This window comes from Faecalibacterium sp. DFI.5.82 (assembly GCF_029076575.1).
In the GTDB taxonomy this organism is placed as follows: Bacteria; Bacillota; Clostridia; order Oscillospirales; family Ruminococcaceae; genus Faecalibacterium; species Faecalibacterium duncaniae.
Window position 1 is genome coordinate 1 of sequence record NZ_JARFIS010001129.1, and the last position, 289, is coordinate 289.

A 289-nucleotide genomic window follows, 5' to 3' on the forward strand; every position below is an offset into this window, starting at 1 on the left:
GGCGTTTGGTCACCCTTAGCGATCTTTTCTTCATCAAGCTCGCTGCCGGCCATTTCAATCAGTTCCATACCATCCAAGGCATCTTTCCATTCACCTTCGCCAGCCAATGGATTTTCACCAACCACCTGACCATCTTCATCTAATGGCAGGTAAGGGTTCGCAGGATCCTGTGGGTGGGAAAGGGCAACTCGATGATTATAACGATCATAAACGCCCATAAATTGCCGTCCCATCCCGATTGGCCAGTCCATTGGGTAGGTCTCGATTCCCAGCACGTCTTCGATTTCAT

At 49.8% G+C, this 289-nt stretch carries 1 pseudogene; it reads right to left on the reverse strand.

Annotated features, from left to right (window positions below):
* Window positions 1-251, reverse strand: a pseudogene (locus P0G09_RS20430) (hypothetical protein); the annotation flags it as partial.
* Window positions 252-289 lie beyond the last annotated feature (38 nt).